The 25050-nt window shown below is 66.3% G+C and carries 24 protein-coding genes and 1 pseudogene; 11 read left to right on the top strand and 14 right to left on the bottom strand.

What is annotated here, in order from left to right:
- Nucleotides 1-2 precede the first annotated feature (2 nt).
- Nucleotides 3-1838: a phosphogluconate dehydratase gene (gene edd, locus ABKF58_RS04670; RefSeq protein WP_482583551.1), complete on the bottom strand. Its 1836-nt coding sequence runs from the start codon at nt 1836-1838 to the stop codon at nt 3-5.
- Between the two features lie 254 nt (nt 1839-2092).
- Here edd and zwf point away from each other — a divergent pair, with 254 nt between their 5' ends.
- The 5 genes from zwf (at nt 2093) to pgi (ending at nt 7892) form a co-directional block, all read left to right on the top strand.
- Nucleotides 2093-3565, top strand: a complete 1473-nt coding sequence (gene zwf / locus ABKF58_RS04665; protein ID WP_482583550.1) for a glucose-6-phosphate dehydrogenase — start codon at nt 2093-2095, stop codon at nt 3563-3565.
- Nucleotides 3566-3746: 181 nt separating this feature from the next.
- Nucleotides 3747-4424 (top strand): 6-phosphogluconolactonase, encoded by a 678-nt coding sequence (pgl, locus tag ABKF58_RS04660; RefSeq protein ID WP_482583549.1) that lies wholly within the window; start codon nt 3747-3749, stop codon nt 4422-4424.
- Entirely contained in the window at nt 4412-5389 is a 978-nt protein-coding gene (locus tag ABKF58_RS04655; RefSeq protein ID WP_482584330.1) for a glucokinase, read from the top strand. The genes pgl and ABKF58_RS04655 overlap by 13 nt, the downstream gene beginning before the upstream one ends.
- The gene (hexR, locus tag ABKF58_RS04650) at nt 5382-6233 is read left to right on the top strand and encodes a transcriptional regulator HexR (protein ID WP_008954650.1); all 852 of its coding nucleotides are present in this window, start codon (nt 5382-5384) and stop codon (nt 6231-6233) included. The genes ABKF58_RS04655 and hexR overlap by 8 nt, the downstream gene beginning before the upstream one ends.
- A gap of 9 nt (nt 6234-6242) precedes the next feature.
- Nucleotides 6243-7892, top strand: a complete 1650-nt coding sequence (pgi, locus tag ABKF58_RS04645) for a glucose-6-phosphate isomerase (RefSeq protein WP_482583548.1) — start codon at nt 6243-6245, stop codon at nt 7890-7892.
- Between the two features lie 77 nt (nt 7893-7969).
- On the opposite strand, the gene ABKF58_RS04640 is transcribed toward pgi, so the two are convergent.
- Entirely contained in the window at nt 7970-8293 is a 324-nt protein-coding gene (locus ABKF58_RS04640; protein WP_482583547.1) for an MGMT family protein, read from the bottom strand.
- Nucleotides 8293-8943 (bottom strand): MBL fold metallo-hydrolase, encoded by a 651-nt coding sequence (locus tag ABKF58_RS04635; RefSeq protein WP_482583546.1) that lies wholly within the window; start codon nt 8941-8943, stop codon nt 8293-8295. Before ABKF58_RS04635 ends, ABKF58_RS04640 begins: the two co-directional genes overlap by 1 nt.
- Nucleotides 8944-9118: 175 nt before the next feature.
- Between ABKF58_RS04635 and siaA the strand changes: the two genes are divergently transcribed.
- From siaA to siaD, 4 genes are read left to right on the top strand one after another with little or no spacing between them, the layout of a single operon-like run.
- Nucleotides 9119-11143 (top strand): biofilm regulation protein phosphatase SiaA, encoded by a 2025-nt coding sequence (gene siaA, locus ABKF58_RS04630; protein ID WP_482583545.1) that lies wholly within the window; start codon nt 9119-9121, stop codon nt 11141-11143.
- Nucleotides 11144-11152: 9 nt separating this feature from the next.
- Entirely contained in the window at nt 11153-11695 is a 543-nt protein-coding gene (gene siaB, locus ABKF58_RS04625; RefSeq protein ID WP_008954655.1) for a biofilm regulation protein kinase SiaB, read from the top strand.
- A 10-nt stretch (nt 11696-11705) separates the two neighbouring features.
- Entirely contained in the window at nt 11706-12083 is a 378-nt protein-coding gene (gene siaC, locus ABKF58_RS04620) for a biofilm regulation phosphoprotein SiaC (RefSeq protein ID WP_482583543.1), read from the top strand.
- Nucleotides 12084-12098: 15 nt separating this feature from the next.
- On the top strand, nt 12099-12887 hold the full coding sequence (gene siaD, locus ABKF58_RS04615) for a biofilm regulation diguanylate cyclase SiaD (RefSeq protein WP_482583542.1): 789 nt from the start codon (nt 12099-12101) through the stop codon (nt 12885-12887).
- A 250-nt stretch (nt 12888-13137) separates the two neighbouring features.
- On the opposite strand, the gene ABKF58_RS04610 is transcribed toward siaD, so the two are convergent.
- From ABKF58_RS04610 to ABKF58_RS04575, 8 genes and pseudogenes are all read right to left on the bottom strand, one after another.
- A complete protein-coding gene (locus tag ABKF58_RS04610; protein WP_482583541.1) occupies nt 13138-14100 on the bottom strand; it encodes a PA2778 family cysteine peptidase in 963 nt (320 codons plus the stop codon).
- A 3-nt stretch (nt 14101-14103) separates the two neighbouring features.
- Nucleotides 14104-14499, bottom strand: a complete 396-nt coding sequence (locus tag ABKF58_RS04605; RefSeq protein ID WP_482583540.1) for a PA2779 family protein — start codon at nt 14497-14499, stop codon at nt 14104-14106.
- A 204-nt stretch (nt 14500-14703) separates the two neighbouring features.
- Nucleotides 14704-15948 carry a maltoporin gene (locus tag ABKF58_RS04600; RefSeq protein WP_014085585.1) on the bottom strand — a complete coding sequence of 415 codons (1245 nt, stop codon included), beginning with the start codon at nt 15946-15948 and terminating at the stop codon, nt 14704-14706.
- 353 nt (nt 15949-16301) lie between these two features.
- The gene (locus ABKF58_RS04595) at nt 16302-16586 is read right to left on the bottom strand and encodes a GIY-YIG nuclease family protein (RefSeq protein WP_482583539.1); all 285 of its coding nucleotides are present in this window, start codon (nt 16584-16586) and stop codon (nt 16302-16304) included.
- A gap of 169 nt (nt 16587-16755) precedes the next feature.
- Nucleotides 16756-17898 carry a c-type cytochrome biogenesis protein CcsB gene (ccsB, locus tag ABKF58_RS04590; RefSeq protein WP_008954662.1) on the bottom strand — a complete coding sequence of 381 codons (1143 nt, stop codon included), beginning with the start codon at nt 17896-17898 and terminating at the stop codon, nt 16756-16758.
- Nucleotides 17898-18911: a cytochrome c biogenesis ResB family protein gene (locus tag ABKF58_RS04585; RefSeq protein ID WP_482583537.1), complete on the bottom strand. Its 1014-nt coding sequence runs from the start codon at nt 18909-18911 to the stop codon at nt 17898-17900. The genes ccsB and ABKF58_RS04585 overlap by 1 nt, the downstream gene beginning before the upstream one ends.
- Nucleotides 18912-18999: 88 nt before the next feature.
- Nucleotides 19000-19863: pseudogene (locus ABKF58_RS04580) on the bottom strand (cytochrome c biogenesis protein ResB); the annotation flags it as partial.
- Between the two features lie 130 nt (nt 19864-19993).
- Nucleotides 19994-20611: a c-type cytochrome gene (locus ABKF58_RS04575; protein ID WP_482583535.1), complete on the bottom strand. Its 618-nt coding sequence runs from the start codon at nt 20609-20611 to the stop codon at nt 19994-19996.
- A gap of 92 nt (nt 20612-20703) precedes the next feature.
- On the opposite strand from ABKF58_RS04575, the gene yihA reads away from it, so the two are divergent.
- Complete coding sequence (gene yihA / locus ABKF58_RS04570) at nt 20704-21327, top strand: ribosome biogenesis GTP-binding protein YihA/YsxC (RefSeq protein ID WP_008954665.1); 624 nt, start codon at nt 20704-20706, stop codon at nt 21325-21327.
- 210 nt (nt 21328-21537) lie between these two features.
- On the opposite strand, the gene ABKF58_RS04565 is transcribed toward yihA, so the two are convergent.
- The 3 genes from ABKF58_RS04565 to ABKF58_RS04555 are packed head-to-tail and all read right to left on the bottom strand — an operon-like array spanning nt 21538 to nt 23665.
- Nucleotides 21538-22413, bottom strand: a complete 876-nt coding sequence (locus tag ABKF58_RS04565; RefSeq protein WP_014085591.1) for a septal ring lytic transglycosylase RlpA family protein — start codon at nt 22411-22413, stop codon at nt 21538-21540.
- Nucleotides 22414-22450: 37 nt separating this feature from the next.
- Nucleotides 22451-22915, bottom strand: a complete 465-nt coding sequence (trmL, locus tag ABKF58_RS04560; protein WP_008954667.1) for a tRNA (uridine(34)/cytosine(34)/5-carboxymethylaminomethyluridine(34)-2'-O)-methyltransferase TrmL — start codon at nt 22913-22915, stop codon at nt 22451-22453.
- Between the two features lie 39 nt (nt 22916-22954).
- The gene (locus tag ABKF58_RS04555) at nt 22955-23665 is read right to left on the bottom strand and encodes a double zinc ribbon domain-containing protein (protein WP_482583533.1); all 711 of its coding nucleotides are present in this window, start codon (nt 23663-23665) and stop codon (nt 22955-22957) included.
- Between the two features lie 385 nt (nt 23666-24050).
- Here ABKF58_RS04555 and bioB point away from each other — a divergent pair, with 385 nt between their 5' ends.
- A complete protein-coding gene (bioB, locus tag ABKF58_RS04550) occupies nt 24051-25034 on the top strand; it encodes a biotin synthase BioB (RefSeq protein WP_008954669.1) in 984 nt (327 codons plus the stop codon).
- The last annotated feature ends 16 nt before the right edge of the window (nt 25035-25050 follow it).

The following is a 25050-nucleotide window of genomic DNA, read 5'->3' as shown; positions in this document are numbered from 1 at the left end:
TTTCAATCTCTCCACAGGGGGTGGTGGAAGGTCATCGCGCCGTGTTCGGCGACGTCGGCCAAGGTGCGCATGCCGGCGAACAGTTCGCGGCCGACGCCGAAATCATTACCTGCAAGGTTGGCCGAAACCACCTCGCGCGCGGCCCATTCGGCCTCCGCCACCAGGGCCGTCAGTTCGCCGCTGTTGGCGTCGACGCGCACCAGGTCGCCGTCGCGCAGCTTGGCGATCGGGCCGCCGGAAACTGCCTCGGGCGAGACGTGGATCGCCGCCGGCACCTTGCCGGAGGCGCCGGACATGCGGCCGTCGGTGACCAGCGCCACCTTGAAGCCGCGCTCCTGCAACACCGCCAGCGTCGGCGTCAGCTTGTGCAGCTCCGGCATGCCGTTGGCGCGCGGGCCCTGGAAGCGGATCACCGCGACGAAGTCGCGTTCCAGCTCACCGCGCTTGAACGCGGCCAAGAGTTCGTCCTGGTCGTGGTAGATCACCGCCGGCGCTTCCACCACGCGGTGTTCCGCCTTGACCGCCGAGACCTTGATCACCGAGCGGCCGATATTGCCCTTGAGCACGCGCAGGCCGCCGTCGGCCGAGAACGGCTCCGCCGCCGGACGCAGCACGCCGCTGTCGTGGCTCGTGGCCGCCGCCGGACGCCAGGCCAGCTGGCCGTCGTCGAGCCACGGTTCCGTGGTGTAGGCGCGCAGGCCCGGACCCATGATGGTGGTGACGTCCTCGTGCAGCAGCCCGGCGTCGAGCAGCTCGCGAATCAGGAAACCCATGCCGCCGGCGGCGTGGAAGTGGTTCACGTCGGCCTTGCCGTTGGGGTAGACGCGTGCCAGCAGCGGAATCACCGCCGACAGCTCGTCGAAGTCGTCCCAGTTGATGTCGATGCCGGCGGCGCGGGCGATTGCCACCAGGTGCAGGGTGTGGTTGGTCGAACCGCCGGTGGCCAACAGGCCGATGATGCCGTTGACCACCGCCTTCTCGTCGACGAGGCGGCCCACCGGGGTGTAGTGCTCGCCGCCCGGGCTGATCGCCACGGCACGGTGCGCGGCAGCGCGCGTCAGCGCTTCGCGCAGCGGCGTGCCCGGAGTGACGAAGGCGGTGCCCGGCAGGTGCAGGCCCATGATCTCCATCAGCATCTGGTTGGAGTTGGCGGTGCCGTAGAAGGTGCAGGTGCCGGGGCCGTGGTAGCTTTGCGCCTCCGATTCCAGCAGCACGTCGCGGCCGACCTTGCCCTCGGCGTAGAGCTGGCGGATGTGCGCCTTCTCGTCGTTGGACATGCCGGTGGTCATCGGCCCGGCCGGCACGAACACCGCCGGCAGGTGGCCGAAGGTCAGCGCGCCGATCAGCAGGCCCGGCACGATCTTGTCGCACACGCCGAGGTAGAGCGCGGCGTCGAACATCTGGTGCGACAGCGCCACGGCGGTGCTCATGGCGATCACGTCGCGCGAGAACAGCGAGAGCTCCATGCCGGCCTGGCCCTGCGTCACGCCGTCGCACATCGCCGGCACGCCGCCGGCGAACTGCGCGGTGGCGCCGGCCTTGAGCGCCTCGTCCTTGATCCAGGCCGGGAACGCTTCCAGCGGCTGGTGCGCCGACAACATGTCGTTGTAGGCCGAGACGATGGCGAGGTTGGGCCGGCTGGCTTCCTTCAGATGAATCTTGACCGTGTCCGGCATGGCGGCGAAGGCGTGCGCCAGGTTGGTACAGGACAGCTGGGTGCGCTCCACGCGGCCGCGTTTGGCGGCGGCGTCGAGATGCTGCAGGTAAGCCGCGCGGCGCGGCTGGCTGCGGGCAACGATACGGGCGGTGACGTCGGCGATGACGGGATGTAAGGCCATGGTGTAATCCCGGTGGGTAATGTGCGATGAATGGTAGTTTTACTACAATCAAAATGCAATACGTTGCAGCGGGTTTCTCGCTGCGGCTGTGGTGCAAATGCTGAAAACCATTGCTTATAAAGGATTTTCGTTGATTTCTATGTTGCTTTGCAGCATCGAAATTGTTGTCTTTGGCCGTGTAATTGCCGTAGACAGCGGCACGTCGAATGGTAATATAACTACATCACAACCCACTGTGCGAGAGAACACTCAGGATGGACAACGCTAATCTGCACACCCCGGCCTTCGACATGGTGCTGTTCGGGGGCACCGGCGACCTGGTCATGCGCAAACTGCTGCCGTCGCTGTACCAGGCTCATGCCGCCGGCCTCTTGAACGAAGAAGGCCGCATCCTGGCGCTGGGTCGCCGCGACATGGCGCGCGAAGACTACCTGGCGATGGTGGAGAAGAGCGCGCGCATCCACATCAAGGAATACTTTTCCGACACCGCCTGGCAGGGTTTTCTCGCGCGCGTGGACTACCTCAAGGTAGACGCCGCCACGCCGGAACACTACCCGGCGCTGGCCGAGGTGCTGAACCAGCACAGCGAGCGTGTCGCCGTCTGTTACCTCGCCACCGCGCCGGACCTGTTCGAGGGCATCTGCGACAACCTGGCGGCGGTCGGCCTCAACCACGACAAGGTACGCGTGGTGCTGGAAAAACCGCTCGGCCACGACCTGGAATCGTCCAACGAGATCAACGAAGCGGTGGCGCGTCACTTCAAGGAAGAACAGCTCTACCGCATCGACCACTACCTCGGCAAGGAATCGGTGCAGAACCTGCTGTCGATCCGCTTCGCCAACGCGCTGTTCGAGCCGCTGTGGCGCCGCGAGTGGATCCACGACGTGCAGATCACCATCGCCGAAGAGCTCGGCGTCGGCACGCGCGGCGACTTCTACGATAATACCGGCGCGCTGCGCGACATGGTGCAGAACCACCTGCTGCAGCTGTTGTGCATCGTGGCGATGGAGCCGCCGGCCAACCTCGGCGCCGACGCGGTGCGCGACGAGAAGCTCAAGGTATTGAAAGCGCTGCGCCCGTTCAGCGAGCAGGACGTCGCCGCCAAGACCGTGCGCGCCCAGTACAAGGCCGGCGCCGCCAACGGCCAGCCGGTGGTGGGCTACCTGCAGGAGCAGGGCATCCCCGCCAGCAGCCAGACCGAGACCTTCGTCGCCATCAAGGCCGAGATCGACAACTGGCGCTGGGCCGGCGTGCCGTTCTACCTGCGCACCGGCAAGCGCATGCAGGAACGCCTGGCCGAGATCGTGATCAACTTCCGCGACGTGCCGCACCACCTGTTCCCCAGCCCGATGGGCCTGAACACCGCCAACCGCCTGGTGATCCGCCTGCAGCCGGAAGAAAGCATCCGCCTCTACTTCCTGTCCAAGGAGCCGGGCGACACCCAGCGCCTGCAGCCGGTGCACCTCAACCTCGACTTCCACGAATCGTTCAAGGTGCGCCGCGCCGACGCCTACGAGCGCCTGCTGCTCGACGTCATCCGCGGCAAGCTGGCGCTGTTCATGCGCCGCGACGAGCTGGTGGAGGCCTGGCGCTGGGTGGAGCCGATCATGGACCACTGGCAGCACAGCACCACGCCGCCCAAGCAGTACACCGCCGGCAGCTGGGGCCCGGCCGCCTCCAGCGCGCTGCTGTCGCGGGATGGGGTGTCGTGGCACGAGGAAAGCTGAAATCCCACCCCATTAGGTGGCTGCGCCTTCGCATCTTGAGCGCCTGCAGTGCTCGGAATCCTCATGGACCCTGTGTCCATTCCGGTTCCTGTGCGCTGGCGGCATTCAACCTGCTTTGGCTCGCTCCCCTACTGGGATGGGCTTTAGTCTGTGAAGAGTGAAATAAAGATGAGACGACACCATGCAATGGTTTGAATTCGATACGCCTGCCGACGCCGCCACGGCGCTGGCCGAGGCGGTGAGCGGCGCGCTCGCGACGGCGATCCGCGAACGCGGCGAGGCGGTGCTGGCGGTGTCCGGCGGGCGCTCGCCGGTGGCCTTCCTGCAAAGGTTGGCCGAAAGCGGCCTCGACTGGTCGCGCGTGACGGTGACGCTGGTGGACGAGCGCCTGGTGCCGGAACACCACCCGGACAGCAACGCCGCGCTGGTGCGCCAGCACCTGCTCACCGGCGCCGCCGCCGCGGCGCGCTTCCTGCCGCTGGCGCTCCACCCCGACGATGCCGCCGCCAGCCCGGCCGCGGCGCGCGCCGCCCGGCGCCAGCCCGACGTCGCTGTGCTCGGCATGGGCGACGACGGCCACACCGCCTCGCTGTTCCCGGCCGCGCCGGAACTCGCTGCCGGGCTCGCGCTGCCGTCGGCCGAATGGCTGCTCACGGTCACCCCGCCGGCGGCGCCGCACACGCGCCTCAGCATGACGCTGGCCGCGCTGCTGGCCTGTGGCCGGCTGTTCCTGGCGATCCAGGGGCCGGCCAAGCGCCGGGTATTCGAACAAGCGCGGCAGGCCGTCGACGACGCACTGCCGATCAGTCATGTCCTGCACCACACGGAGGTACCGCTCGATGTTTACTGGGCGTCCTGATAGCTTTCCCCTGGCTGGTCGCCGATATCGGCGGCACCAATGCCCGTTTCGCGCTCTACACCGGCGGCGCCGAACCGGAACAGATCAAGGTCCTGGCCTGCGCCGACTACCCGACGCTGGAAGCGGCGGTGCGCGCCTACCTCGCCGACGTCGGCGCCACGGTGCGGCATGCCTCCATCGGCATCGCCAACCCGGTCACCGGCGACTGGGTGCAGATGACCAACCACCACTGGGCGTTCTCGATCGAAGCCACGCGCCAGGCGCTGGCGCTGGACTCGTTCCTGGTGATCAACGACTGGGCGGCGATGGCGCTGGCCTTGCCGCACCTGCCGGCCGACGCGCTGATCAAGGTCGGCGGTGGCGAGGCCGTGCCCGGCGCGCCGTGCGCGCTGATCGGCCCCGGCACCGGGCTCGGCGTCTCGGCGCTGGTGCCGCACGCCCACGGCGCCACCCCGGTGCCGGGCGAGGGCGGCCACGTCAGCTTCGCCCCGTTCGACGAGCGCGAGGCGCAGATCTGGCACTTCGCGCGCGAGCGCTACGGCCACGTCTCGGCCGAGCGCCTGCTGTCCGGCCCCGGCCTGGTGCTGATCTACCAGGCGCTCGCCGCGCTGGCCGGCGAGGAGGCCGAAGACCTGCGCGCCGCCGACATCTCCACCCGCGCCCTGTCCGGCGAATGCCCGCGCTGCCGCGAGACGCTGGACGCATTCTGTGCCATGCTCGGCACCGCGGCGGCCAACCTGACGTTGACGCTGGGCGCCCGCGGCGGGGTTTACCTCGGCGGCGGCATCGTGCTGCGCCTGCTCGACTACTTCCAGAGCTCGCCGTTCCGTGCCCGTTTCGAAGACAAGGGGCGCTTTTCCGGCTACCTCGCGGCGGTGCCGGTGTACATCATGACGCACGCCATGCCGGCGCTGTTGGGCGCCACCGCCGCGCTGGCCGCGCACCTGGAGGAGCAGCATGCTTGAACGAATCCGCAATCAGCTGGGCAGCCTGTCGGCGGCCGAACGCAAGGTCGCCGACCTGGTCCTGGAACAGCCCTACACCATGATGCAGGCGGCGGTGGCCGACATCGCCGCCAGCGCCGGGGTGAGCCAGCCCACGGTGATCCGCTTCTGCCGCTCCATGGGCTGTACCGGCTTGCCGGATTTCAAGCTCAAGCTGGCGGGCAGCCTGGTCACTGGGGTGCCGTACGTGCACTCCAGCGTGCGTCCCGAAGACCCGACCTCCGAGATCGCCGCCAAGGTATTCGACAACACCGTGTCGGCGCTGCTCAAGTGCCGTAACGACGTCAACCCGGCGGCGGTCAACGCCGCGCTGGAGCTGTTGGCCAACGCCAACCGCATCGAGTTCTACGGCCTGGGCAACTCCGGCATCATCGCCGCCGACGCCCAGCACAAATTCTTCCGCTTCGGCATTCCCACCGTCGCCTACGCCGACACCCACACCCAGATCATGGCGGCCTCGGTGCTGGGCGAGGGCGACGTGCTGGTGGCCATCTCCAACTCCGGCCGCACCGTCGAGCTGCTCGACGCGGTCGAGGTAGCGCTCCACGCCGGTGCCAAGGTGGTGGCGATCACCGCCAGCGGCTCGCCGCTGGCCAAGCAGGCCACGGTGACGCTGGTGGCCGACGCCCCGGAAGACACCGAGACCTACAGCCCGATGATCTCGCGCATCGTGCACCTGGTGCTGATCGACATCCTCGCCGTCGGCGTGGCGCTACGGCGCGGGCCGGGCGTGATCGGCCAACTGGAAAAAACCAAGCTGAGCCTGCGCCCGAAACGCCAGGGCAGCCGGCACGACGACTACTGAGGGGATGGCATGAGCGAACTGACCCGACTGCCCGCCCGGCAACAGCTGTGGGAACACTTTGCCGACGCGAAACAGCTGCACATGCGCGAGCTGTTCGAGAGCGACCCGGAACGCGCCGAACGTTACGCGCTGGAAGTGGGCGGGCTGTTGCTCGACTACTCCAAGAACCGCCTCACCGACGACACCCTGCAACTGCTGATGCAGCTGGCGCGCGAAGCCGGCCTGCCGGCGCGCATCAAGGCCATGTTCAAGGGCGAGAAGCTCAACGTCACCGAGAGCCGCGCCGTGCTGCACGTGGCGCTGCGCAACCGCACCAATTCGCCGATCCTGGTCGACGGCGAAGACGTCATGCCCAAGGTCAACCGCGTGCTGGAACGCATGGGGCGCTTCGCCCACGCCGTGCGCTCGGGCGAGTGGCTGGGCTACACCAACCAGCCGATCACCGACATCGTCAACATCGGCATCGGCGGCTCCGACCTGGGCCCGCTCATGGTGTGCAGCGCGCTGCGCCCGTATGCCCACCCGCGCATGAACATGCACTTCGTCTCTAACGTCGACGGCGCCCAGCTCAAGGAAACGCTCAAGCGCGTGCACCCCGAGACCACGCTGTTCGTGATCGAGTCGAAGACCTTCACCACCCAGGAAACGCTGACCAACGCGCTCACCGCGCGCGACTGGTTCGTCCAGCGTGCGCGCGACGAAAAGGCCGTCGCCAAGCACTTCGTCGCGGTGTCGACCAACCAGCAGGCGGTGGCCGACTTCGGCATCGACCCGGCCAACATGTTCGAGTTCTGGGACTGGGTGGGCGGGCGCTACAGCCTGTGGTCGGCGATCGGCCTGCCGATCATGCTCTACCTTGGCGAAGAGAACTTCGTCGAGCTCCTGAACGGCGCGCACCTGATGGACCAGCACTTCCGCAACGCGCCGCTGGAAGCCAACATGCCGGTGCTGCTGGCGATGATCGGGGTGTGGTACATCAACTTCTACGGCGGCGGCTCGCACGTCATCGCCCCCTACGACCAGTACCTGCACCGCCTGCCGGCCTTCATCCAGCAGCTCGACATGGAGTCCAACGGCAAGCAGGTGATGCTCGACGGCAACCCGGTCGATTTCGAAACGGCGCCGATCATCTGGGGCGAGACCGGCATCAACGGCCAGCACGCCTTCTTCCAGCTGCTGCACCAGGGCACGCACATCTCGCCGATCGACCTGATCGCCTCGCTGGAGAACCGCTCCAGCCTGCCCGGCCACCACGAGATACTGCTTGCCAACGTGTTCGCCCAGGCCGAAGCCTTCATGCGCGGTAAGACCGCCGACGAAGTGCGTGACGAACTCACTGCGCAGGGCGTGACGGGCGAGGCGCTGGAGAAGCTGGTGCCGCACAAGGTGTTCGGCGGCAACCGCCCCACCAACACCCTGCTGATGAGCCGGCTCGACCCGCGCAACCTGGGCTCGCTGATCGCGCTCTACGAGCACAAGATCTTCGTGCAGGGCGTGATCTGGCACATCAACAGCTTCGACCAGTGGGGGGTGGAACTGGGCAAGCAGCTCGCCAAGACCATCCACGCCGAACTGGCCGGCAAGAGCGGCCCGGCGCCGCACGACAGCTCCACGGCGCGGCTGATTGCGGCCTACAAGCAGGCCAACGGGCGCGGCTGACCGTATGCTTTGCTCGCAAAAACGCCACCGGCAAGCCGGTGGCGTTTTTCATTTCGCACGGTTGGCCGAAGCCGGGATCAGACATCGTCCTCCGCCGCCGGCCAGCCGTAGCGCTTGAGATCGACGCGGCCGCTGGCGCTTAGCCCCACGCCCTCGTGTTCCAGCAGCAGGCGCTGGTAGTCGGCCCCTGGGGTGCCGGGGCGGGCGATGCGGCCGCCGGCGCCCACCACGCGCTGCCACGGCACGCTGACGCCATCCGGCAGATGGCCCAGCAGGTGCCCGACGTGGCGGGAATGGCGCGGCCAGCCGGCCAGCTCGGCGAGCCTGCCGTAGGTGCTGACGCGGCCCGGCGGGATGCGCGCCACCAGCCCCAGCACCGCGCGCGCGAACTCCGGCGGCATCAGCGGTAGCGCGCGTCGGCGACGAAGGGATTGTGGCGCTTCTCGTCGCCGATGGTGGTGTAGGGGCCGTGGCCCGGCACCACCACGGTCTCGTCCGGCAGCACGAACAGCTTGCCGCGGATAGCGTCGATCAGCTGCTGGTGGTTGCCGCGTGGAAAGTCGGTTCGCCCGATCGAGCCCTGGAACAGCACGTCGCCGGCGATCAACAGGCCGGCCGCCGGGCTGTAGAACACCACGTGGCCGGGGGTGTGGCCCGGGCAGTGCAGCACCTCCAGCGTTTCCTCGCCGAGCGTCACGGTGTCGCCTTCCTCCAGCCAGCGGTCGGGCGTCACCGCCTCGGCCGGCGGAAAGCCGAACATCTGTCCCTGGTTCGGCAACTGATCGAGCCAGAAACTCTCCTCGCGCTGCGGCCCTTCCACCGGTACGCCGAGGCGGCGCGCCAGCGGCATGGTGGCGCCGGCGTGGTCGATGTGGCCGTGGGTCAGCAGGATCTTGACCACCGTGAGGTCGCGCGCCGCCACCTCGGCCAGGATACGTTCGATGTCGCCGCCCGGATCGACGATGGCGGCGTTCAGGGTAACGTCGCACCACAGCAGCGAGCAGTTTTGGGCGAACGGGGTGACGGGAACGGTGTGCAGTTTCAGGCTCATGGCAGGGGTGGGGCTGGGAATGGCAAAAGTGCATTGTGCCACGCCGTCAAGGGAGCGGGTATCGCCGGGGGTGACATGATGAACGGATTCTGCATGACGGCGGACAGGGCTCTGGCGTAACATGCGGCATTGGCCGTCGACGTCGCTGGAACGGCAATCTGCGGAGTAGTGTCACTTGAGCTTGAGATGGAAATCGGCGCTGGCGCTGGCCGCGTTGTTCGCCGTGCTGTTGGTGCTGGCGCTGTTTGCCGGCAACCTGGCGGTGCATTCGATCCGCCAGCATTACGGCGCCGCCTTCGCGCGCGATCATGCCCTGCTGCAAAAGCAGACCCTGGTGACCCAGCTGTCGCGCGAACTGGCGCTGTCGCAGCGCCTGGCCGGGCTCGAAGTCACGCGCGACTGGCTGCGCGACGAGCAGGACCCGGCCAAGCGCCGGGCCTTCTTCCGCGAAGCCGAAAATTTCCGCCAGGCCTTTGCCGATCATTCCTTCTCCATCGTCGCCGACCGTTCACTCAGCTACTATTTCAGCGACGACAAGCTGGCGGCCAACGCCGCCGTGCCGCGCTACCGCCTCAAGCCGAATGACGCCGAGGACGGCTGGTACTTCGCCACGCGCCAGAACGTGCGCGACTACGCGCTCAACGTCAACGTGGACGGCAAGGTGCGCGTCACCAAGGTGTGGTTCAACGTGATGATCCACGACGGCGACGAGGTGCTCGGCATGGCCGGCACCGGCCTCGACCTGTCGCACTTCCTGCGCGACCTGGTGGCCTCGCACCAGCGCGGCGTCAGCAACATCATCGTCAACGGCCAGGGGGTGATCCAGGCCCACCCGGACGCCCGCCTGATCCAGTACGCTTCCGTCTCCTCCCTGAATTCCGCCAAGACCGTGTACCGGCTGATCCACACCGAGGAGCAGCCCGCCCTGGCCGGCGCTCTGGCTGCGCTCAAGGCCACGCCGGAGGGCACCCAGACCGCCAGCGTCACGCTGCAAGGCCAGCCGCGGCTGCTGGGCATTTCGTACATCCCCCAGCTCGACTGGTACGTGATCAGCGCGGTCGACCTCTCCACCGCCGCGGTGCTGGACGAACGCCTGCTGGCCACGCTGGCGGCGGGCGGCCTGGTGGTGCTGCTGGCGCTGGGGCTGCTGGTCATCTTCGGCCTCGACCGCCTGGTGCTGAACCCGCTGGCGCGCCTGCACCGCTCGGTGGCCCAGCTCTCCGCCGGCGACTACCGCATCGAACTGCGTTCGCGCCGCGACGACGAACTGGGCGACCTGACGCGCGCCTTCAACCACATGGCGGGCGAGATTCGCGTCCACACCGAGAAGCTGGAACAGCGTATCGAGGAGCGCACGCGCGATCTGGCCCAGGCCAACGAACAGGTGCTGCAGGCGCACCGCGCGATGCAGGACAGCATCCGCTATGCCAGCCTGATCCAGAACGCCATCCTGCCGCACGGCCCGCTCAGCGAACTGTTGGGCGAGCAGCACTTCCTGCTGTGGAAGCCGCGCGACGTGGTCGGCGGCGACTTCTTCGTGTGCCGTACCGGCCCCGGCCGCTGCCTTCTGGGAGTGGTCGACTGCGCTGGTCACGGCGTGCCCGGCGCGTTCATGACCATGATCGCGCAGACCGCCTTCGACGTCGCCGTGAGCGAACTGGGCCTCGCCGACCCGGCGGCGCTGCTGGAGCGCATGGACCAGGTGGTGCGCGCCATGCTGCGCCACGAAACCGGGGCGCGCCATCTTGCCACCAGCATGGACGCCGGGTTGTGCGCGGTCGACCTGATCAACAACACGCTGACCTTTGCCGGGGCGCGGCTGTCGCTACACTGGAGCGACGGCGCGCAGGTCGGCGAAGTGGCCGGCGAGCGCGGCGGCATCGCCGACCGCAAGCCGACGTCGTTCCGCAACCACGTCATGACGCTGCGCCCGGAGGTCAGTTATTACCTCACCACCGACGGCTTCCTCGACCAGTCCGGCGGCGACAAGGGCTACGGTTTCGGCCGGCGACGCTTCGCCGAGCTGCTGCGCCACCACGCCCAGCTGCCGGTGGCCGAGCAGCGCGAGGCGTTCCAGCAGTGCCTGGCCGAGTACCAGGGCGAGCGCGCCCAGCGCGACGACATCACGGTGCTGGGGTTCCGTTTCGGTCGGCAGGACGAGGCCGATCAGCCCGCGTTGCCGGGTGATCACGACAGATAAGGAGAGTCCATGGAGCAGGTCGATGTACTATCGCTGAGGGCAGCCTTCATCCAGCAGGGCATCATGCTGTGTTTCAACGGTCCGTTCTCGGCAACGCTGATCGAAGAGATCGGCCAGGCGCTGCGCAAGCATATGCAGGGCTTGCAGGAATCGCAGTCGGCGGTGACCGACGTGTTCTCGGTGTACATCGAGCTGACCCAGAACATCCGCCATTACACCGCCCTGCACGGCCTGGAGGGGGCCGACGCGCACGCCACGCTGATCGTGTCGCGCTCGGAGGACGGCCGCTACGTGGTCAGCGCCGGTAACGTGGTGCTGCCGGCCGATGGCGACGCGCTGGTGGAGCGCATCGCGGCGCTGGCGCGGCTCGACAAGGCCGGGCTCAAGGCCGAGTACAAGAACCAGCTGCGCCAGCCGCGCGATCCGTCCGCCAAGACCGGCGCCGGGCTCGGCCTGATCGACCTGGCGCGCCGCGCCTACGAGCCGCTGCAGTGCTCGCTGACCGCGCTGGATGGCGGTGTGGCGTTTTTCAGTTTACGCGTAGTGATTTGACGAGGTTGACATGCAAGATCTGATCGTCGAGGGGACCGGTTCGATTCCGGCCATCCGGGCAGACTGGGAAGCAGGATGTGTGGTGATGAAGGGCGACTCCTACCCGGAAAACGCCTTCGAACTGTACCAGCCGGTCATCGACTGGATCGAGGCCTTCCTGGCACGCGAGGAGCGCCCGCTGCGGCTGCAGCTGCAACTGCTCTACCTCAATACCAGCAGCATTCGCGCCATGATGGACATGCTCGACCAATTGCAGGGCGCCTTCGATGACGGCCGCGCGGTCGGTGTCGAATGGCGCTACGAGCGCGAGAATGAACGGGTGGCCGAACTGGCCGAGGAGTTCCGCGAGGACTACACCTTCCCGTTCGATATCCTCGCCCACGACTGAACCCGCGGAGCCGCGATGAAACAGCACGAGGAGCTGGAAAGCCGCATCGAAACCCTGCTGGCAGACCCGGCCTACGCCGACCATCCGCTGCACGAGGCGCTCGCCTCGCTCTTCGAGTGCTATCGCGAGCAAATCCGGCAGATCGAGCGGGTGAGCCGCATCGCCGACCGCTACCAGGATGCCGAGCGTGACCGAGGCCTGAGCTACGCCGCGCGCTATCAGCGCCAGCTGCGCCAGGTTGAGAAGATCGTGCGCATCAGCGACCGCTACCAGAACATGCTGCGCGACATGAACCAGCGCCTGCACTGGCTGTCGAGTCGCGACGAACTCACCGGCCTACCCAACCGCCGCCACGCTTTGGTTCGCCTGCGCGAGGAGTTGCAGCGGCTGGGCCGCAGTGGCGGCCAGTTCTGCCTGACGCTGGCCGACGTCGACCACTTCAAGAGCATCAACGATGGCTACGGCCACGACGTGGGCGACCGCGTGCTGGGGGCCATCGCCCATGGTCTGTCCGAAGGGGTGCGCGACTACGACGTCTGCGCGCGCTGGGGCGGCGAGGAGTTCCTGTTGCTGTTCCCGCACTCCAGCATCGAGGAAGTGCAGAGCGTGCTGGTGCGGTTGCGGCGCCAGGTGGGGGTGCTCAGCGGCGAGCTGTTGCCGGCCGGTGCCGCCGGGCTGACGCTGTCGTTCGGGCTCACCCTCTGCCGCGACGGCGCCGAACCGCTCGACGCCATCCTGCAGCGCGCCGACCAGGCGCTGTACCAGGCCAAGGGGCAAGGGCGGGATTGCGTCGTCATCGGCTAAGCGCCCCGCAGCAAGCGGCGCCGCCGGCCCGTCTTGGGTACCGCGCACGGCGCACCCTCTTTAAATCCGAGTACACCACGTCAGATTTTGCGCGTCATCGCTTGCCAGGCCGGGGTAGGGATGAGCCGGCGATGCGCCATCCCCATGTGCGCCGTATCCATTCCGGTGCCGGCGTCCCGGCCGTCCCCAACGTCCTTAAGGCCCGCTTGCCGCGCGGTTCCAGTAGTCCGCCCCGGCTCCGGCATTCGCCCTAGCGCACGCTAGGTTTGGCCGCCTTCTTCTCGATCTCCTGCAAGGTGGCGCGTGCCGTCTCCTGCCACGGCCCCCCCAGAGCCAGCGCCCGTTCGGCGTGGCGGCGTGCCTGTTCCAGCTCGCCCTGATCGGCCAGCACCACGGCCAGATTGTTGTGCGCGGCGGCGTTGTCGGGCTGCGCCGCCAGCGCCTGTTCCAGCGCATTTCGTGCGGCTGGCAGGTCGTGCATGGCGTAGGCGGTGTTGCCCAGGCCGATCGCCAGCGTCGGGTTGTTCGGCCAACGTTTGAGCGCCGTGGCATAGCCGCTGCGCGCGTCGGGGCGCGTGGCGAGGCGGTCGAACGCCACCAGCGCCGCCGTCGTGCCGGCCTCGTCGGCGCTGATCGGCAGCGTGTCCGGCGGCAACACGGCCACCGCCCAGTGCTCGCTGCGCGCCCAGGTGTTCTCGAAGGCGGTCAGGCTCATCAGCTGGCGCCGGAAGGTGCCAGAGCGCAGCACCATCTCGTCACGCTCCAGGTTGTAGCCCACCACCACGGCGTAGTGCCACGACGGCCACCACGACAGCCCCAGATTCTGCATCACCAGCACCGGGTGGCCGGCGCGCACCTCGTCGAGCAGCGCGTCCAGCCGCGGTGGCAGCACGGTCGCCACCCGGCCGTGGCGGCGCGCCGCCGCCAGCATCTCGATCTGCAGGCTGCCCTGACGTGCCGGCACGTAGACCTGGCTGGTCAGCTCGTCCGGCGCCACCATCTTGCCGGACGCCGTCAGCACCGTGGCCAGCGCCGCCGGGCCGCACTGGTACTCCTCCTGCGGGAAGAACGGGGTGTCGGCGAGCTCGACCTGGCGCGGCAGGTCGGTGCGTGCCAGTTGCTGCCGCACCACCGGCGTCGCGCAGGCGGAGAGCAGCAGCACGGCCGCCAGGAGCAGGCCGCGCCACGGCGGTATCGACCAGGAGCGCGCCATCGTTCAGCGGATGGAGCGGGTGAACGGGAAGATCTTGGTGAGGCCGAGGATGTCGGTCAGGAGCAGCACGAAGAACACCAACAGCACGGCGCCGACGATGTCGCCGCCGGCCGGGGCCTTGGCGGCTTTCTCCGCCAGCAGCGCGGCATCCTTGTCGCTCAGGGCGGCGATGCGTTCGCGTGCCTGCTCCGGCGACACGCCCTGGCGTTCCAGCTCGGCGACGACGTCGGCGCGGCTGAGGGTTTCCAGGATGCGGGCGCGGTTGGCGTCGCCGGCGTTGGTGGCGCCCTGGTTGAGCTGTTCCACGCCGATCATCGCCGCCTGGGCGGATTGGGTGATGCCGACGAAACCGATCGACAAGGCCAGCGAGGTGGCGATAAAGGTTTTGCGTGCGAGCATGGTTCGTCCTTCTTCTCAGGTGGGGGTAGTGTCGAAGAGTGGATAAGAGCGCGGCGCGCCGGATAAGTTCTTTAACAGATATGCAAGCGGGGAGAGGAAGTCAACCCGGGCACTTTGCCGGGCTGCCCGATCCGTCAAATGAAAACCGCCCCGGGGCACGAGGCATCCCGGGGCGGTTGATGTAGCGTCAGGCCGGTTGGCGGCTTACCACCAGCTTTCCACCTGCAGGCCGACGGTGGAGCCGTGGCGGCGCGAACCGAACACGCCGCTGCTCGACAGCGGGTCGTTGGCATTGTCGCCGGCGGCGTCCTGGGCGGCCTGGTTCCACTGCGCGTAGGTGTAGAACAGGCGCAGCTCCGGGCGGCTCCAGAACGACTTGCCCATGGCCAGGGTCGGCGCGATGGTGAACTTGGTCAGGGTGCGGGTCGGGCCGCTGGCCGGCTGTACCCGGTCGTGACCCAGTTCGGTCACCAGCTTGAAGTGCTCGGTGAAGGCGTAGCTCGGGCGGATGCCGAACGACATCCACTTCTGCGTGCCGCCGTCGACGCGGTCCTGCTGGTACAGCCCCACCAGCTGGCCGCCGAAATTCGGCGTGGCTTGCCAGTCGAAGGCGTCCAGCACGCGCCAGCTCTTGTCGCTGCTGTCGTTGGTGATCGGGCCGACGGTGCCGGACAGGCTGGTGCCGCTGCCGGTGCCGTACTGCAGCGCGAGCTTGTTCTTGCCGCCCAGCACGCCGCTCTGGATGTGCTGTACGGTGTACGCCCAGCCGCTGTGCGGATCGACCTTCTGGCCGTTGACGTCCACCTTGCCGGACGGGTCCATGTAGCTCACGCCGAGTTGCAGTTCGCCGCCGGGGTTGACGTCGATGCCCGACAGTTGCAGGTCGTGGCGGTTGGAGTCGTACTCCTGGAAGATGCCGTCGTTGCGGAAGAAGGCGTAGCTCAGCTTGAGCTTGTCGCCGATGGCGAAGTTCTCCAGACCGGCGCCGAGACCGCTCGGGTTCCAGTAGAAGAAGTCGTTGATGTGCACGTCATTACGACGGTAGTAGATGCGGCCGGCCCACAGGCGCGCACCCGGCAGGCCGGGAATGTTGGTCAGCTGCAGGTAGGACTGCGGCAGGCGCAGGCTGCCGCTGTTGCCGTCGCTGTTGTGGAAGGTCGGGGTGCGGTCGTTTTCGTTGTACAGGCTGGCCATGGCCAGGCCCGACAGTTTCATGCCGTTGTCGAACTGGACCAGGTCCTGCTCGCCGGTCAGTTCGCTGTAGATTTCGCATTCGTTGCCCAGACGGTACTTGCTCTGGGCGCCGGCCAGCTTGAAGCAGGCCTGGCTGTCGCCATCGCTGCTGCCGACGCCGGCGCGTACGTAGCCGTGGAAGTCGAAGGCCTGGGCCGGGGCGAGGGCGCCGGCCAGCAGGGCTGCGCCCAGCAGGCTTGCCGAGATGTGCTTCATGATGTCTCCTGATTGTAGTTTTGCTACTTATTGTGTGGTGCTTCACCCCTCCCGGCTCTGGTGGCCGGTGCGTTGCCGTGGGGTGGTCCGTCATCGCGGCGGGGTGATGCGTCCCCGTGGTGCCATGAAATCCGCTATTTATGCCGATTTCAGCGCGCTCCGTCCCCAGGTGGCCGGTCTTCGCGACGGCGCAGGATAGCGCCGTCGCAATCGCGCCACGGCGGGGGCGCCGAGGTGTGTTGGATCATGACAAAACTTTATGTTGTCGCAAAATTACATTGTAAGGAACTGTAAGAAAATGTCGTTTTTCTTCCACGGCCGCCAGCGGCGGGATGTGTGGCGAGGGGGAGGGCTCAGAGGGGGTGGTGGTCCGGAGTGGTGTCGTCCGGGGTGCCGTGAGCCGCACACAGGGCACGTTTTTGCGCCGGGGAGAGCTGCTTGACGGCGTATTCGGCCTTGAGCGCGGCGGACTTGTTGTCGAACGCCAGCACCAGGGCGATGCGTTCGGGAGGGTGCAGGCGGGTGTAGCGCGCACCCTTGCCGGCGGCGTGCGCGGCGTAGCGTCGCGCCACGTCGGTGGTGATGCCGGTGTAGAGACTGCCGCCGCGGCATTGCAGCATGTAGAGAAACCAGCTCATTCGGGGGTTGCCAGGACAAGACCCCGCTACGCTAGCGCAGCGCGGCGTTTTGGCCAAGCGCTTGTGCCGCCCATCGCGCCCATCGCTCACACGACAACGCCCGGCACGGGGCCGGGCGTCGGGGGCGAGGAGTGGCCGCGGCGGGAGGGCTTCGGCCAACCTTCAACTATTACAGCGTGCCGTAGGAGTGCAGGCCGGACAGGAACATGTTGACGCCGAGGAAGGCGAAGCTGGTGACGAACACCCCGATTACCGCCCACCACGCCAGCGGCGTGCCGCGCCAGCCTTTGACCAGGCGCACGTGGAGCCAGGCGGCGTAGTTGAGCCAGACGATCAGCGCCCAGGTCTCCTTGGGGTCCCAGCTCCAGTAGCCGCCCCAGGCATCGGCCGCCCACATCGCACCCAGGATGGTGGCGATGGTGAAGAACAAAAAGCCGACCGCGATCGCCTTGTACATCACCTCGTCCAGCAGCTCGGCCGACGGCAGCTTGTCTTTGAGCCAGCCATGGCTGACCAAGAGCTGGGCGATGCCGAGCATGGCGGCGATCGAGAACGAGCCGTAGCCGACGAAGTTGGCCGGCACGTGGATCTTCATCCACCACGACTGCAAGGCCGGGATCAAGGGCTGGATCTCGTGCGCCTGGCGATCGAAGGTGTACCACAGGATGAAGCCGACCGCGGCCGAGATCACCAGCAGCACGAAGGCGCCCATCTGGCGCGCGGCGAACTTGGCTTCGTAGTACAGGTACATCAGCGCGGTGATCAGGCAGAACAGCACGAACACTTCGTACAGGTTGGAGACCGGGATGTGGCCGATGTCGCTGCCGATCAGGTAGCTCTCGTACCAGCGCGTCAGCATGCCGGCAAAGCCCAGCACCGCCGCGCTCCAGGTCAGCCCTGTGCCCATACGGCCGAGCAGCGCCGAGCGTGTCAGGAGGCCCATCCAGTACACCGCGGTGGCGAGGAAGAACAGCGTGCACATCCACATGATGGCGGACTGGCTCGACAGCACGAAGCGCAGCCAGAACGCGCTCTGGCCGCGCGCCAGGTCGCCCTGGTAGAGCTGGATCGCCACGAGTGCGATGGCGCCGGCAAGCGGCAGGAACAGGCGCCAGGCCTTCCAGAACCAGCCCAGCGCGATCAGGCCGACGGTGCTGCCGGCCAGGATGCCCTGCTCGTAGACGTCCATGTAGGCGCCGTAACGGTAATAGGTGACCCCGGCGGCCACCACCAGCAGCGCGGCGAACAGCCAGTCGGCCAGGTTCAGCCGCTGCCACAGCGGCCGTTCGTCAAAGGAATAAGCGAGTTCCATCAGGCACCCCGTACAAGCTGTTGAATGGCGTCGCGGTGACGCCGGAAATCCTCGTCCAGGTCGCGGTTGTGACGATTGGAGGTCATCGCCAGCCGCACCCGGCCATTGCCCAGCCTAATCCACAGTCGCACTTCGCGGATATAGAACATCAGTACGATACCGATCACCAGCATCAGCGAGCCCAGGTAGACCAGCGTCTTGCCGGGCGAGCGCGTCATCTGCAGACCGGAAGCTTGGACCTGGGTAAAGCCGTCGAGTTGCAGGAACACCGGCACACCGTAGTCGTTGAGGCTGCTCGCCGCCACCAGGCTGTCGAGCAGGAAGCGGTAGTGACGGCCATCCTGCGTCAGCGGCTTGGCACCGGCGCGCTCGTTGGCCACCGCCATCACGTCCACCACCGCCCCCTGCAGGATCTTGATATAGGTCTGCGCCACCGCCTGGCGCTTGTCCGCCGGCACGCGCTGATCGAGGAACTGCTCCAGCGCGCTGAAGCCGCCTTCGCCGAAGCGCGCCAGAATCCACTTCACGCTCTCCTCGAACTGCTGACGCATCGCCGGGCTGATCGCCGAACCCTGCATCGCCTTGGCGGTGCTGCGCCGCGCGATCTCGTCGTACAGCGCCGGGTTTTTCAGCGCCGCCCTGAGACGCATGAAGGTGTCGATCTTCATCTCGTCGTCGAGCGGGAGGCGCAGGTACTGGAACGGCTCCGACACCGTCTTGCGCATGCCGGCGATCAGGTAGCTGGCACCGTCCTGCTCGATCGGGGACATGTAGTGGTGGTACTCGCGCGCCTGGCCCTGCTCGTCGCGCAGCTTGAAGGTGATCGACGGGCCGACGTTCTTCAGGTTCTTGTCGCGTTTCACCTCGCGCGCGTCGTGCATGCGTTCGGACAGCGACTTGGCGCCCTCGGCCTTGCTGCGCTCCATGTTCTCGATGTTGAACTGGCGGAACTCGCCGAACTCCAGGCTGTACTGGTGGCCGTTGGCGCGCAGCGGCTGCGAACTCAGCGACACGCCCGTGATCGGCGCCGGTGGCATCTCGGGCGACGCCGAGGTTCCAGGCCTTGAAGTTCAGCGGCGAGCCGCCGTCGCCAAAGCTCGCCTGGTAGATCGCCACACCGTCGACGATCAGCGGGTGGTTCACTTTCACCGTGGCCGGCGTCTCCTTGCCGGAGGCCTTGTCGGTCACCACGATGTCGCTGGCGAACAGCTTGGGCATGCCGTTGCTGTAGTAGTCGACGTGGAACTTCTTCAGCGTGACGATGAACGGCAGCTCCTGCACCAGGTAGCCGTTGCCGGAGTTGAGGAACACCACGTCGGCGCTCTTGTTCTCGGCCACCGTGACGTTGCCGCGGAACGACAGGTTGCGGGTGGAGAGCCGGCTCTTCTCCGGAATCTGCGATTGCGGCAGGTCGCGCGTTTCCGCCACCACCCGGCCGAACAGCTCGCCCAGTTTCAGCGGCAGGTTGCCGTCCAAGAGGCCGCCCAGGCAGATCACCACCATGGCGATATGGGCGAAGAAGTAGCCCAGCTTGTTGGCGGCGCCCTTCTTGGCGGCCAGCACCAGGGTGCCGTCGTCGCGGCGGTGCTGGCGCAGGCGGAAGCCCTTGGCCGCGAGGTAGCCCTGCAGCTGCTCCGGCGAGGCGTTGGCCGCCTCGAACTCCTCGCTGTGCTGCATCGCGGCCAGCGAGCTGTCGGTGGCCTTCTCGCGGAACGCCTTCATGTCCTTGATGAAGCCGGGGCCGTTGCGCAGGATGCACAGGCTGGTGGAGATCACCAGGAAGGCCAGGATGGTCAGGAACCAGGCCGAATGGTAGACGTCGTAAAGGCCGAGCCAGTCGAAGGCGACGAACCAGAACTGGCCGAATTCGAAGGCGTAGTTGGGGTAGGGTTCGTTCTGCTTGAGCACGGTGCCGATCACCGAGGCGATGGCAATGATGGTCAACAGCCCGATGGCGAAACGCATCGAGCTCAGCAGCTCGTACAGGGAATAACTGAAGCTGGCGTGGCGGCTTGGTTTTTTCATGGGTTTCACATACAAAAAGGGAAGCCGTCAAGGCTTCCCTTTTGAGTAAGGCATGAGGCGGAAGTTGCGCTTAGCGCAGGCCGGAGATGTAGTCGGCCACTGCCTTCATTTCGGCATCGCTCATACGGGAAGCCACGTCCGACATGGTCGGATGCTGGCGGTCGGTGCCGGCCTTGAAATCGTTCAGCTGCTTGAGGATGTAGCCGGCGTGCTGGCTGCCCACGCGCGGGAACTGGTCCGGCATGCCGGCGCCGTTCGGGGCGTGACAGGCCATACAGGCCGGAACGCCGGTGACCGGGTTGCCGACACGGTACACTTTCTTGCCCAGCTCCATCAGGGTCTTGTCCGCGGCTTCGCGCGGCTTCGCCTTCTGCTGGCTGAAGTAGGCGGTCACGTTCCACATGTCATCGTCGGACAGCGGCGTGGCCATGCCCATCATGATGGGGTTCTTGCGGGTGCCGGCCTTGAACGCCTTGAGCTGACTGTACAGATACTTCTGGTGCTGACCGGCCAGCGTCGGGTTGGCGGCAGCCACGCTGTTGCCGTCCGCGCCGTGGCAGGCGGCACATACCTGATCGACGATCTGCTTGCCCTTGACCGGGTCGCCCTTGCCTACCGGGGCGGCGGCGGCCAGTGCACTACCGGCCAGGGTCATGGCAGCCAGCGCCAACAGCATCTTGCGTTTCATGGTCGCTCCTCAGAGAGAGATTTCGTAAATATCTGTAAAAGTGGCAATTTCAAACCTGTTATTCTATACCAACTGCTTACACCGTTACTACTATGACGATTTTCCAGAACGCGCGCTTTTATACAACCGTCAACCACCTGAAGGATTTGCCACCCACTCGCGCCGAGGTGGCCTTCGTGGGGCGCTCCAACGCCGGCAAGTCGAGCGCCATCAATACCCTGGCCAATCGTACCCGTCTGGCATTCGTTTCCAAAACCCCGGGGCGCACCCAGCACATCAATTTCTTCGACCTGGGCGAAGAGCGCTATCTCGTCGACCTGCCGGGCTACGGCTACGCCGAAGTGCCGGAGGCGGTGCGCACGCATTGGGTCGCCTTGCTGGGGCGTTACCTGCAGACCCGGCAGAACCTGGTCGGCCTGATCATGATCATGGACAGCCGTCACCCGCTGAAGGAGCTCGACTGGAAGATGCTGGAGTTCTTCCGTGAGACCGGGCGGCCGGTGCACATCCTGCTGTCGAAAAGCGACAAATTATCGCGGATGGAACAGCAGAAAACCTTGGCCTCGGTCAAAAAAGCGTTGGCCGACTACCCGGCGGTGAGCATCCAGCTGTTCTCCAGCCTGAAGAAAACCGGCGGCGAGACGGTGGAAGAGGTGGTGGAGCGCTGGTTCGACGCCTATCTGGCGCAGGGCCAGGACGAGATGCCGTCGGCGTGACGGAACTTTGCCAGGGGTGGCAAGCCTAATCGGCAGGTGATCTCACCTCCCGCTTGCCTCCCTGAGCGGGTGCCTTTTGCTGACACTAAAGGCTGTTTACCCCGGCACCCAGGTGCCGGGGTTTTTTATTGACGGCACCCGGCGGGGAACGCCAGGCAAACAAAAAGGCAGGGCGGGCGCCCTGCCTGCGGATCGGTTTCCCGCGCGGCGTCAGATGCCGCCGCTGATCACCGTGCTCTCCACGTTCAGCGCTTCGGCCACGGTGCGCGCCGCCTGGCGTGACCGGAACGGTCCCAGCTGCACGGTGTAACGACCGTTGCGGTTGACGATGCCGAGCTTGGCATCGTTCTTGGCGTCCAGTTCCTTCTCGATCTTGCTCATGCGGGCCTCGGCCTGGGCCAGGCGGCTGTAGCTGCCCAGCTTCAGGTAGCTGTCGTCGCCGCTGGCCTTGAGTGCACGGCTCGGCGCGGTGGCGGCAACGCTGTCGTCGTTGCCGTCCGGCCAGACGCGTTCCACCTTGATCGGTGCGCTGCCCTGATGCACGAAGCCCAGCTTGTAGGCTGCGGCGTAGGACAGGTCCATCAGGCGCCCCCTGTGGAACGGGCCGCGATCGTTGATGCGCACGATCACCGCCTTGCCGTTTTTCAGGTTGGTGACCCGGGCGTAGCTCGGGATCGGCAGCGTCGGATGGGCCGCGGTCATGGCGTACATGTCGTAAGGCTCGCCCGACGTGGTATGGCGGCCGTGGAACTGCTTGCCGTACCAGGAGGCACGCCCCTTGGCTTCGTAGGGCTTGTCGCTGGTGTCCGGGTGGAAGCTCATGCCCAGCGCCGAGTAGGGCAGGTTGGCCGCCTTGATCAGCGGCTCGTCCTGCGGCACGGCATCGGGTACCAGAGCCAGGTTGGCCGGGATGTGGTCGGCCGGACCATCTTGTTGGAAGTACTTGCCGGTGTTGCTGGCAAGCGGCTTTTTGGTCGAGCGGATCGACGCTTGTTGACTGGTTGCGCTGGCGTTTCTGACGGTGGAGCAGGCCACCAGCGCGAGACTAATAAACACTAGCCACAGCCATCGGAATACAGGCTTCATTACACCTCCCTGTGCTGTTGGGCCAACAGGTGAACGCTCAGCTTCCTCCCGCAAAATCGTTCTGCCGCCACGCTTCGAACACCATGACGGCGACCGCGTTGGACAGGTTCATGCTGCGTGACTCGGGTTGCATTGGCAGGCGGACACGACGGTCGGCTGGAAATGAATCCAGGACTTCCTGCGGCAGGCCACGCGATTCGGGGCCGAACAACAATACATCTCCGGGTCGGAAAGCTGTCTGGTCATGCCGCGTCGCTCCCTTGGTGGTGGCCGCGAAGATTCGGCGGCCGGAGAGGGCGGTGCGGCAGGCTTCCCAGTTCTCGTGGACGACCAGGCGAGCGTACTCGTGGTAGTCGAGGCCGGCACGACGCAGCTTGGCGTCGTCCAGTGGGAAACCTAACGGTTTGACCAGGTGCAGTTCACAGCCGGTGTTGGCACATAATCGAATCACATTGCCCGTGTTGGGCGGTATTTCCGGCTGAAAGAGAACAACTGTGAACATCGTTGGCAGGCGGATTGTTCCAAGGAATCAAAAAGTTGGTCAAGTTTTTAGGCTAATTGCCCGTGCCAGCACCCAGGCCTCGACCCGTTTTGCCCCCTGTTTTTTGAGGGTGGCGGCGAGTGCGGAGAGGGTGGCGCCGGAGGTCGCCACGTCGTCGACGATGGCGATGCAAAGCCCGTCCAAGCAGCGTTTTACGCCAAATGCATGTTTCATGTTGCGGTGCCGTTCGGCACGGTCAAGCGTGGTCTGACTGCGAGTGTTGTATTTTCGCCAACACAGGTCGGCGTCAAACCGGACTTGCATTGTAGCAGCGAGTGCGTGTGCCAGCTCGTGACTTTGGTTGAAACCGCGTGCGGCAAGTCGTTCTTTTGCCAGTGGAACGGGTACGATCAGGTCGATGGCAGGGGCGGAAAGCGGGGCGTGTTCCGCCAGCAGCCGGCCCAGCGCACCGGCCATTTCCAGGCGTTTTCCGTACTTGAAGGCGTGAATCAGGCCGTCCAGGGGGTAGTCAAAACGGTAGGAAACGTGTAGCGCGTCGAAGGCAGGCGGATGGCGCTGACACGCCCCGCACAGGCTGCCGGCGGCGACTGGTTCGGCGCAGTGCGGGCAGCGTTCCGCCGGCAGGCGCGGCAGGCAGGCGTGACACGGCGGGCACAAGCCGTGGCGTGTTCCGGAAGTGCCGCATAGTAGGCAGGGTTGATTAAAAAATAATCTGTTGTCAATTAATCGGCCAAAAAGGTTTGACAGCATGGCGGCCCCGCGACAAGATGCGTTCAACAAAAATCTAGGGCGTGTCACCCATTGTTTCCCCTCCGCGTTGCTGCCGCGAAAACGGTCAGGCAAGGCGCCGGGCGAAGGCAATGGCCGCCCCCTTGCCAAGACCGGCAACGCCGCCTGACCGTTTTCGCGGCGCAACCCTTCGGGCCGAGTCTGCTTTTGCGCGCCACGGCGTTACTTGGCGCTCGTTTGGAATCACCAAACGTCGCGTGCAAAAACAGATCCCGGCGCGGGGTGGGAAACAATGGATGACACGCCTTGGTGATCTTCACCCTATGTCAGCCGCCGCCGGGCGGGAAGAGAGCGCGGTCGAGCGCGCTTCCCCGCCGGCGACGTGCCGGCGCTACGGATAGAGCCCATGCAACCGTCTACCATCGCATTCCAACGCCCAGCCACCCCGCATCCCGAGTCCGCTGCCTGGACCGTCGACGAAATCGAGGCGCTGCTGGCGCTGCCGTTCATGGAACTGGTGTTCCGTGCCGCCGAAATCCACCGCCAGTTCTTCGATCCGACCAAGGTCCAGCTCTCCACCCTGGTATCGATCAAGACCGGCGGCTGTCCCGAGGACTGCGGCTACTGCCCGCAGTCGGTGCATCACGATACCCCGGTGGAAAACCAGCCGATGATGACGGTGGACGAGGTGGTCGAGGCCGCGCGTTTGGCCAAGCAGAACGGCGCCGGCCGTTTCTGCATGGGGGCCGCCTGGCGCGGTCCGAAGGACGCCGATCTGGACAAGACGCTGGATATGGTGAAACGGGTCAAGGCGCTGGGTCTGGAGACCTGTGCCACCTTCGGTCTGTTGAAGGATGGCCAGGCGGAAAAGCTCAAGGATGCCGGCCTCGACTATTACAACCATAATCTGGACACCGCGCCGGAGAAGTACGCCGACATCATTCAGACGCGCGAGTACGAAGATCGTCTGGACACGCTGGGCAAGGTGCGCGGCGCCGGCTTGTCGGTATGCTGCGGCGGCATCGTCGGCATGAACGAGACCCGCACCGACCGCGCCGGGCTGATCGCCCAGCTGGCCAACCTCGATCCGCAGCCGGAATCGGTGCCGGTGAACAACCTGGTCAAGGTGACCGGCACGCCGCTCGACGGCGCCGAGCCGCTGGACTGGACCGAGTTCGTGCGCACCATCGCGGTGGCGCGCATCACCATGCCGAAGAGCTACGTGCGGCTGTCGGCGGGCCGGCGCGAGATGCCGGAGGCGATGCAGGCGCTGTGCTTCATGGCCGGCGCCAATTCCATCTTCTATGGTGACAAGCTGTTGACCACCGGCAACCCCGACGTCGACGCCGACCGGGCGTTGATGGAGAAGCTGGATCTGGCCCCCTTATAAGGGTCCCTTCTCCTTA

The sequence above is a fragment of the Pseudogulbenkiania sp. AW2-16 genome, assembly GCF_056824575.1.
Note: the sequence above shows the minus strand (reverse complement) of the source record. Positions and strands in the feature narration are given on the sequence as shown.